Origin of the sequence: Nocardia implantans (assembly GCF_035544775.1) — a bacterium.
Classification (GTDB): Bacteria; Actinomycetota; Actinomycetes; order Mycobacteriales; family Mycobacteriaceae; genus Nocardia; species Nocardia implantans.
The window spans coordinates 550883-559102 of the sequence record NZ_JAYKYQ010000004.1 but is presented as its reverse complement, the minus strand read 5'-3'; the positions used below and the strand labels follow the sequence as shown (position 1 = coordinate 559102).

Annotated in this window: 9 protein-coding genes; 6 read left to right on the top strand and 3 right to left on the bottom strand. The window is 69.0% G+C overall.

All coding sequences use genetic code 11. The features are described from left to right. Positions 1-155: 155 nt before the first annotated feature. Positions 156-881 carry an Rv2732c family membrane protein gene (locus tag U3653_RS13230; RefSeq protein WP_323124739.1) on the bottom strand — a complete coding sequence of 242 codons (726 nt, stop codon included), beginning with the start codon at positions 879-881 and terminating at the stop codon, positions 156-158. Then, on the bottom strand, positions 878-2431 hold the full coding sequence (miaB, locus tag U3653_RS13225; protein WP_195078851.1) for a tRNA (N6-isopentenyl adenosine(37)-C2)-methylthiotransferase MiaB: 1554 nt from the start codon (positions 2429-2431) through the stop codon (positions 878-880). The genes U3653_RS13230 and miaB overlap by 4 nt, the downstream gene beginning before the upstream one ends. Positions 2432-2691: 260 nt before the next feature. Between miaB and U3653_RS13220 the strand changes: the two genes are divergently transcribed. From U3653_RS13220 to U3653_RS13195, 6 genes are all read left to right on the top strand, one after another. Then, on the top strand, positions 2692-3420 hold the full coding sequence (locus U3653_RS13220; RefSeq protein ID WP_195078963.1) for an amino acid ABC transporter ATP-binding protein: 729 nt from the start codon (positions 2692-2694) through the stop codon (positions 3418-3420). A 50-nt stretch (positions 3421-3470) separates the two neighbouring features. Then, positions 3471-4307 (top strand): glutamate ABC transporter substrate-binding protein, encoded by an 837-nt coding sequence (locus U3653_RS13215; protein WP_195078850.1) that lies wholly within the window; start codon positions 3471-3473, stop codon positions 4305-4307. A gap of 106 nt (positions 4308-4413) precedes the next feature. After that, positions 4414-5094: an amino acid ABC transporter permease gene (locus tag U3653_RS13210; RefSeq protein ID WP_195078849.1), complete on the top strand. Its 681-nt coding sequence runs from the start codon at positions 4414-4416 to the stop codon at positions 5092-5094. Beyond that, the gene (locus U3653_RS13205) at positions 5091-5993 is read left to right on the top strand and encodes an amino acid ABC transporter permease (protein WP_195078848.1); all 903 of its coding nucleotides are present in this window, start codon (positions 5091-5093) and stop codon (positions 5991-5993) included. The genes U3653_RS13210 and U3653_RS13205 overlap by 4 nt, the downstream gene beginning before the upstream one ends. A 209-nt stretch (positions 5994-6202) precedes the next feature. Further along, positions 6203-6547 (top strand): FAD-dependent oxidoreductase, encoded by a 345-nt coding sequence (locus tag U3653_RS13200; RefSeq protein WP_323124738.1) that lies wholly within the window; start codon positions 6203-6205, stop codon positions 6545-6547. A 3-nt stretch (positions 6548-6550) separates the two neighbouring features. Beyond that, complete coding sequence (locus U3653_RS13195; protein WP_195078847.1) at positions 6551-6997, top strand: GlcG/HbpS family heme-binding protein; 447 nt, start codon at positions 6551-6553, stop codon at positions 6995-6997. A gap of 476 nt (positions 6998-7473) precedes the next feature. Here the strand turns inward: U3653_RS13195 and recX are convergent, their stop codons facing one another. Continuing rightward, positions 7474-8115 (bottom strand): recombination regulator RecX, encoded by a 642-nt coding sequence (gene recX, locus U3653_RS13190; protein ID WP_195078962.1) that lies wholly within the window; start codon positions 8113-8115, stop codon positions 7474-7476. Between the last annotated feature and the right edge of the window lie 105 nt (positions 8116-8220).

Sequence of the window (8220 nt, the reverse complement as noted above, 5' to 3'; positions counted from 1 at the left end):
CCGGATCATGAAAATCAACGAACTCCACACCATCACCGCCGACGTCGTCGAAACCGCCCGCAGCACCCTCGTCATCGGCGCCACCTAACGGTGCGAGAACACCGCCATCTACCACCGCGAGTCACAGCCGCTGTCGTTCGCGGAACAGGCTCCGGTCAGGAATCGCCCATGAGGCGACGGCGGTCGCGTTCCTCCGCCGCCGCGGCGGCGTTGCGGCGCTGCTCCTCGGCGGCCAGGTGCAGCGCGGTCCGGCTCCACACCACCCGGATCCAGTGGAAGGTGAGCACGACGGTCACGATCGCGCCGAGGATCAGGCCGATGCCGGGGCCTGCGCCGATGTAGTTGCCGAGTCCCGGCGTCTGGCGGTGCCAGATGGACAGCACGCCGAACACGGCCGCCACGGCGCTGCCCGCGACCGCGATCCACGCGAGCACCCAACGGCGGGTCATCAGCGCCAGCATCGAGAACCCGATGCCGAACACCACCACGAACCACACGAAGATCCGCGAGGGCAGCCCGATGTGCTCGGCCCGCGCGACGTCGGTGTTCAGCAGCACGTCGAAGCCGCGCGCCGCGCCCGCGTGCGGCAGCACCAGCGAGGCCAGCAGCACGAACACCGCGCCTGCCACGACCATCGCGCGGACCCCGGGATCGATCTCACCGGCGATCTTGCGCTCGACGGCGTCCAGATCGTCGCGGAATTGTTCGAAGTCGCTGGTGCTCTCGACCGAGCTCACTGAGTCCTCGTTTCGTTCGTCTCCAGCGGGGCGCGCCTGCTCGCGCCCCGGAGCCGCGGACGCGCCGGGCTGGTCGTCGCCGGACGCGGCAGACCCTTCGACGCCACGAGTGACGTCGTCATCGTCGTCCGCGTTCGTGGTCATGCGCCGCAGCCGGTCGAGCAGCCCGCGGCCGCCGGTTCGGGTGCGGGCGCGCCGATGCGGGGCAATCCGAGCCCCACGCCGATCGGCGCGGTCTTCGGCGTGACGCCACGCTCGTGCGCGTCACCGGCGCGGGTGCGGCGGTGGCTCTTGATCGCGGCATCGGCGACCAAGTGGTGCGGCGCCGCTGCGGTGATGTCCACCGTGACCAGGTCGCCGGGGCGGATCGGCTCGGCCGTGCCGCCCGGGCGGAAGTGCACGAGCCTGCCGTCGCGGGCGCGGCCGCTCATCCGCGCGGTGGCGGCGTTCTTCTTGCCGGCGCCATCGGCTACCAGCAATTCCACCTCGGTGCCGAGCAGCTCGCGGTTGGCGGCAAGGGAGATCTCCTCCTGCAGCGCGATGAGCCGGTCGTAGCGCTCCTGGACCACGGCCTTGGGCAGCTGGTCGGGCATCTCGGCGGCGGGCGTGCCGGGCCGCTTGGAGTACTGGAAGGTGAACGCGCTGGTGAAACGCGCCTGCCGGACCACGTCCAGGGTCTCCTGGAAGTCTTCCTCGGTCTCACCGGGGAAGCCGACGATGATGTCGGTGGTGATCGCGGCGTGCGGCATGGCGGCGCGCACCTTGTCGATGATGCCCAGGTAGCGGGCCTTGCGATAGGAGCGGCGCATCGCCTTGAGCACCCGGTCCGAACCCGACTGCAGCGGCATGTGCAGCTGCGGGCAGATGTTCGGGGTCTCGGCCATGGCCTCGATCACGTCGTCGGTGAACTCGGCGGGGTGCGGCGAGGTGAAGCGGACCCGCTCCAAGCCGTCGATGTGCCCGCACGCGCGCAGCAGTTTGGCGAACGCGCCGCGGTCGCGCGGCTCGTCCGGGTCTGCGAACGAGGCGCCGTAGGAGTTCACGTTCTGCCCGAGCAGCGTCACCTCGAGCACGCCTTGGTCCACCAGCGCCTGCACCTCGGCGAGCACGTCACCGGGGCGGCGGTCGACCTCCTTGCCGCGCAGCGAAGGCACGATGCAGAAGGTGCAGGTGTTGTTGCAGCCGACCGAGATGGAAACCCATCCCGCGTAGGCGGACTCGCGCTTGGCGGGCAGGGTGGACGGGAACGCCTCCAGCGACTCCAGGATCTCCACCTGGGCTTCCCTGTTGTGCCGCGCCCGCTCCAGCAGCACCGGCAGCGAACCGATGTTGTGGGTGCCGAACACCACGTCCACCCACGGCGCCTTGCGCACCACGACGTCGCGGTCCTTCTGCGCCAGGCAGCCGCCGACGGCGATCTGCATGCCGGGACGGCTCGCCTTGATCGGCGCCAGGTGCCCGAGCGTGCCGTAGAGCTTGTTGTCGGCGTTCTCGCGCACCGCGCAGGTGTTGAAGACGACGAGGTCGGCCTGCGCGCCGGGCGCGGCCTTCACGTAGCCCGCGTCCTCCAGCAAACCCGACAAGCGTTCGGAATCGTGCACGTTCATCTGGCAACCGAAGGTGCGGACCTCGTAACTGCGTGCTGTGCCCTCGGCGGGCGCGGGAGCCAACACTGCCTGTCCGATCGAATCCACCCGTCCAGGGTACGGGGCGGCCTCCGACGGTTTTCGCGGGCATCTGCCCAGGCTCGGGGGGCGTCCGCGGCCGAGGACGGAGGGACCGTGAAGTTACGCGCACATGTCGAATCGGCGTGGCGGGAGGGTGTGTCGCGGAAAGTCGGGCAAATTTCCGATTTTTGCCTAAGGTCATGACCATGACCGACGACGCAGCCGCTCCCGGCACGACCGGGGACGCCTCTGCCGGGGACGTCAGCGCCGCCACCAGCGCGCCGCCGATGATCTCGATGCGCAATGTGGACAAACACTTCGGCGACCTGCACGTGCTGAAGGACATCAATCTCGAGGTCCCCAAGGGCCAGGTCGTCATCGTCCTGGGGCCATCGGGGTCCGGCAAGTCGACGCTGTGTCGCACCATCAACCGGCTGGAGCCGATCGATTCCGGCGACATCGCCATCGACGGGACCCCACTGCCCGCCGAGGGCCGCGCGCTGGCCGCGCTGCGCGCCGACGTCGGCATGGTCTTCCAGTCCTTCAATCTCTTCGCGCACAAGACGATCCTCGAGAACGTCATGCTCGCGCCGGTCAAGGTCCGCAAGGTCAAGAAGGACGACGCTCGGACGCGCGCCATGGAGCTGCTCGACCGGGTCGGCATCGCCGATCAGGCCGACAAGTACCCGGCGCAGCTGTCGGGCGGCCAGCAGCAGCGCGTCGCCATCGCCAGGGCGCTGGCGATGAGCCCGAAGGTGATGCTGTTCGACGAGCCGACCTCCGCCCTGGACCCGGAGATGGTCAACGAGGTGCTGGAGGTCATGGTGTCGCTGGCCAAGGACGGGATGACGATGCTGGTCGTCACCCACGAGATGGGCTTCGCGCGCCGCGCGGGGAATCGGGTGCTGTTCATGGCCGACGGCCAGGTGGTGGAGGACGCGGCGCCGGACGCCTTCTTCACCGCCCCGAAGTCCGAGCGTGCGAAGGACTTCCTGGGCAAGATCTTGAGCCACTGACCTGCCGGAACAGCGGCCAGCACACCCACTGGATAGGGAGAAGGAACTCGATGAGGATCAATCGCGCTCTGCGCATCGGCGTCGGGGCGATCGCCCTGACACTCGCCGCCGCGACCGCCACCGCGTGTGGCGGCGGCAGCGACAAGTCCGCCCTGGATCACGCCAAGGACGGCAAGCTCACCATCGGCATCAAGTTCGACCAGCCGGGCCTGGGCCTGCGGAACAAGGACGGGTCCTACAGCGGCTTCGACGTCGAGGTGGCCAAGTACGTAGCCGGGAAACTGGGCGTGCAGCCGAACGACATCACGTTCAAGGAGGCGCCGTCGCCGCAGCGCGAGACCCTGATCGAGAACGGGCAGGTCGACTACATCGTCGCCACCTACTCGATCAACGACAAGCGCAAGGAGAAGGTCGACTTCGCCGGACCGTACTACGTCGCGGGACAGTCGCTGCTGGTGCGCGCCGACAACACCGACATCAACGGCCCGGACAACCTGAAGGGCAAGAAGGTCTGCTCGGTGAAGGGCTCCACCCCGGCCCAGAACATCGAGAAGAACTTCCCCGATACGCAGCTGCAGACCAACGACACCTACTCGCTGTGCCTCGAGGGCCTGCGCGCGGGCTCCTGGGACGCGGTGACCACCGACGACATCATCCTGGCCGGTTACGCGGCGCAGAGCAGCGGCGCGTTCAAGGTGGTCGGCAAGCCGTTCACCACGGAGAACTACGGCATCGGGTTGAAGAAGGGCGACAAGGAACTGCGCGACAAGATCAACGACGCGATCGAGGCGATGATCGCCGACGGTTCCTGGAAGAAGGCGTTCGACTCGACCGTCGGCGCGTCGGGCTACCAGGCCCCGCAGTCGCCGACGGTGAACCGGTACTGAGCGTCCGCACTGCCCGCCCGGCACGGGTGGCCCGTCCCCGACCGGGCCGGGCCACCCGCCGCACCGCCCCTGCCCATCGAGACCCGATCGGAGGAACGCGTCCGCCGTGTTCGACCTGATCTCGAGGTACGACAGCCAAATCCTCGAAGCCTTCTGGGTGACCATCCAGCTGACCGTGCTGTCCGCGGTCGGCGCGCTGATCCTCGGCACCGTCGTCGCGGCGCTGCGCGTGTCTCCCGTGCCGGTCGCCCGCTGGGTCGGCACCGCCTACGTCACCGTCTTCCGCAACACCCCGCTCACGCTGATCATCGTGTTCATGTCGCTGGGCCTCTACACGACGATGGGCTGGCGCCTGGCCGGTGAGGGGCCGGACTCGTTGGCGCAGAACAACTTCCGCTTCGCGGTCGTCGGCCTGAGCCTCTACACCGCCTCCTTCGTCTGCGAGTCGCTGCGCGCGGGCATCAACACCGTGCCGATGGGCCAGTCCGAGGCGGGCCGCTCGCTCGGGTTCGGCTTCCTGCAGAACCTGCGGCTGGTCGTATTGCCGCAGGCTTTCCGCTCGGTGATCGCCCCGCTGGGCAGCGTGTTGATCGCGCTGACCAAGAACTCCACCATCGCCTCGGCGATCGGCGTCGCCGAAGCGGCGACCCTGATGGCGGAGATGACCGAGACCGAGGCCGCCGTCCTGGCGATCGGCGCGATCTTCGCGCTCGGCTTCGTGATCCTGACCCTGCCGACCGGCCTGTTCTTCGGCTGGCTGGCCAAGAGATACGAGGTCGCCCGATGAGCACGGGAGCTTCGGTCCTGTTCGACGCGCCGGGCCCGAAGGCGCGGCTGCGCAACAACGTCTACTCGCTGCTGGTCGTGGTCGCCGTGGCCGCGACGGGCTGGGTGCTCTATCGCGGTTTCGCCGACAAGGGGCAGTTCACCGCGGAGAAGTGGAAGCCGTTCCTGGAGGCGGAGGTCTGGTCGACCTACCTGCTGCCCGGTCTGCGCGGCACGGTCGTCGCCGCGCTGCTGTCCATCGTGCTGGCGCTGATCGTCGGCATGATCTTCGGCATCCTGCGGCTGTCGGACCATCGCGTGGTGCGCTGGATCGCGGGAACCGTCGTCGAGGTGGCGCGCGCCATTCCCGTGCTGATCCTGATGATCTTCCTGTTCGCGGTGTACTCCGAGTACGACCTGTTCGCGTCGGAGGATCTCGCGCTCGCCGCGGTGGTCACCGCGCTGACCGTCTACAACGGCTCGGTCATCGCGGAGATCGTGCGCGCGGGCATCCGCTCGCTGCCGAAGGGGCAGACCGAGGCGGCCGTCGCGCTGGGCCTGCGCAAGAACCAGCTGATGCGGTTGATCCTGCTGCCGCAGGCGATCACGGCCATGCTGCCCGCGCTGATCTCGCAGATGGTGGTCGCGCTCAAGGACTCGGCGCTTGGCTACCAGATCACCTACGTCGAGATCGTGCGCTCCGGCCAGCAGCTCGGCGCGGCCGAGCAGAACACGATCCCGGCGCTGATCGTCATCGCCATCGTCATGATCGCGCTCAACAGCGCGCTGACGCTGGTGGCGACCAAACTGGAGCAGCGGCTACGGGCACGCAGACGCGGCAAGGGCGGCGGCGCGGTTGTCGCCGCCGACTCGGTCATCACCGACGCCGCGCCCGGCGTCGACCTCGGCCACAAACCCTGAGTCCGGCGTCGGAACCGTTGCAGCGCAAGCGAACTAGCTACCGCGCGGCAATACCGCACGGCGCGGATCGCGGCGCCGGAGTGTTGCGCTCGAGCTGAGCGCAACACTCGTGCCCGCGCAGGCGTCCGTTCAATCTCGTAGGCATACGCCGATCCCCGGTACGACCGGTGGGACGGTCATCAGTGCTTCAAACCTGCGGGAGTTGATCGATGACCAGCCGTACCTCCGCCCTTTTGTTCGACGAGTCCTTCCCCGACTGGGACGAGCAGGTCGGGATCGGCGGTGGCGCGTTCGCCTACCTGGCACCGGGTCAGCACGCGCGCTACCTCGCCGAAATCGGCGCCCCGCGTCCGTACCCGGCGCCGCGGGTGTTCTTCGCCGGCGAACATCTGTCGGTCGCGCACGCCTGGATCCAAGGCGCGCTGCAATCGGCGCTGGAGTCGGTGCGCCATGTGCTGGATCAGGTGAGCGTGCGGCTTGATCGCGCCACCTGGGTGCTCGCGTCGGTGAGCGCCGTGTGGGGCGCAATCCGCAAGTCCCCGACACAGGAGTAGGAAATGACGGTTACCACGACCTCGATCACGCTGGAACGCGCGACGCTCATCGTCAGCGAGGCGCTCGCCCACGGCACCGCGCACGGCTTCGACCCGCTCACGGCGGCGGTTCTCGGCCAGGGCGGCCATCTCGTCGCGTTACAACGCCAGGACGGCTCCGGCATATTGCGACCACAGATCGCGATAGCCAAGGCTTGGGGCGTGCTCGGCCTCCCCAATCGCGAGATCGCCCGCCGCGCGGCGGCCGTGCCTGCCTTCTTCACCTCGGTGGCGGCACTCGCCGAAGGGCGCATCCTCGACGTGCCCGGCGGCGTGTTCACCCGGGACTCGGCGGGCAGAATTCTCGGCGCGGTGGGGTCGACTGGGGCCGCGACCTCCTTGGAGGACGAACGCGCCGCCATGGCGGGCATCGAGGCCGCCGGTCCATCCTCCGACACAGGAGAGGCGTAGACCGACTATGCCGCACCCGAAACCCGCGCAGCGTTGCACCTCCGCCGCGGCGGTACGAAGGGTACAGACCTCGACCGCCGCGGGCCGGGCCCCGATCGGCTGTCCGAGCAGCGACAATCAGCAAACCGATCGAAAACGTCGTAGCCGTCCGAGATTCCGCTAGACCCGGGATCTCTCCAGTGCGGTGGCCGCACCCGGCACAGGTGAAGCCGCGCACCGGCCCTCCGTATCCCGCACAGCCGACCGGCGTGGAGCGCAGTTGTGAGCGGGATACGGCTCGGCCCGACCGGGCCGGATCGATTCGGCGATCGCCGACGACGACCGCGCATGGCTTCAGCCGCCGTCGCGAGGCGCCGACCCCGGTGCCGGCGACGAACACGCACGAGTTCGTGCGGTTGGACGGCAGCCGGTATACGACATCGCCGGACCGACCGACCCCGGCTCTGCATCACCGGAAGCCACGTGCGCCATCGAGTTCAATCGATGGACTCGTCGAGGTCGCCCTCGACTCCCCGAGCGGCCAATTCGGTTTTGACCACCCGGTAGGCCGTGGACTGGCCGTAACCCCGCCGGGCGAGCATGCCGACGAGGCGGCGGATCGTCTTGTCCTGGTCCAGTTCTCGCGGCAGCGAGCGCAATTTGCGGCGGACCAGCTCGGCGGCGCGGGCCTCCTCGTCGTCGCCGGTGATGGCTTCGAGAGCGGCCGCGGCATCCGACTGCGCGACGCCCTTGCGCCGGAGTTCCTGCGCGAGCGCCTGTTTGCCTTTACCGGAGAAGGTGTGGCGAGAATGCACCCATTGCTCGGCGAAGGCGGCGTCGTCGACGAGCCCCACTTCGCCGAGGCGATCGAGCGCCCGCTCGCTCACTTCGGCCGAGTACCCCTTGGCGGCCAGACGCTGCGCCAGCTCGGCACGGCTGCGAGCGCGAACGGCCAGCAGACGCAGACACGCCTCCTTCGCCTGTTCGACCGTTCCGCCTTCGGCTCCGGCCGCTCCCGGAGCCGCCGATCCTCCTTCGGAGCCGGCCGATGCCGAGCCGGTCCGCGCTCCCCGGTGACTACGACGGGACCCAGCCGAGCGCACCCGCTGCGGATCGGATGCGCCCGGCCGGGTTCCCATGGTGTCCGGCGCGGCCGAATCACCTTCGGCCCTCCGGACGAGTTCGTGATCCTGCCCGCGCGACCGGGCGCCGTCCGGCGAACCGGAGGCGGACAGGAGTTCTTC

What these genes read in the sequence shown, in the direction of transcription:
- U3653_RS13230 (WP_323124739.1), bottom strand. Translation starts at nt 881, where the DNA reads ATGACCACGAACGCGGACGACGATGACGACGTCACTCGTGGCGTCGAA.
- U3653_RS13220 (WP_195078963.1), top strand. Translation starts at nt 2,692, where the DNA reads ATGATCTCGATGCGCAATGTGGACAAACACTTCGGCGACCTGCACGTG.
- U3653_RS13215 (WP_195078850.1), top strand. Translation starts at nt 3,471, where the DNA reads ATGAGGATCAATCGCGCTCTGCGCATCGGCGTCGGGGCGATCGCCCTG.
- U3653_RS13205 (WP_195078848.1), top strand. Translation starts at nt 5,091, where the DNA reads ATGAGCACGGGAGCTTCGGTCCTGTTCGACGCGCCGGGCCCGAAGGCG.
- U3653_RS13200 (WP_323124738.1), top strand. Translation starts at nt 6,203, where the DNA reads ATGACCAGCCGTACCTCCGCCCTTTTGTTCGACGAGTCCTTCCCCGAC.
- U3653_RS13195 (WP_195078847.1), top strand. Translation starts at nt 6,551, where the DNA reads ATGACGGTTACCACGACCTCGATCACGCTGGAACGCGCGACGCTCATC.
- recX (WP_195078962.1), bottom strand. Translation starts at nt 8,115, where the DNA reads ATGGGAACCCGGCCGGGCGCATCCGATCCGCAGCGGGTGCGCTCGGCT.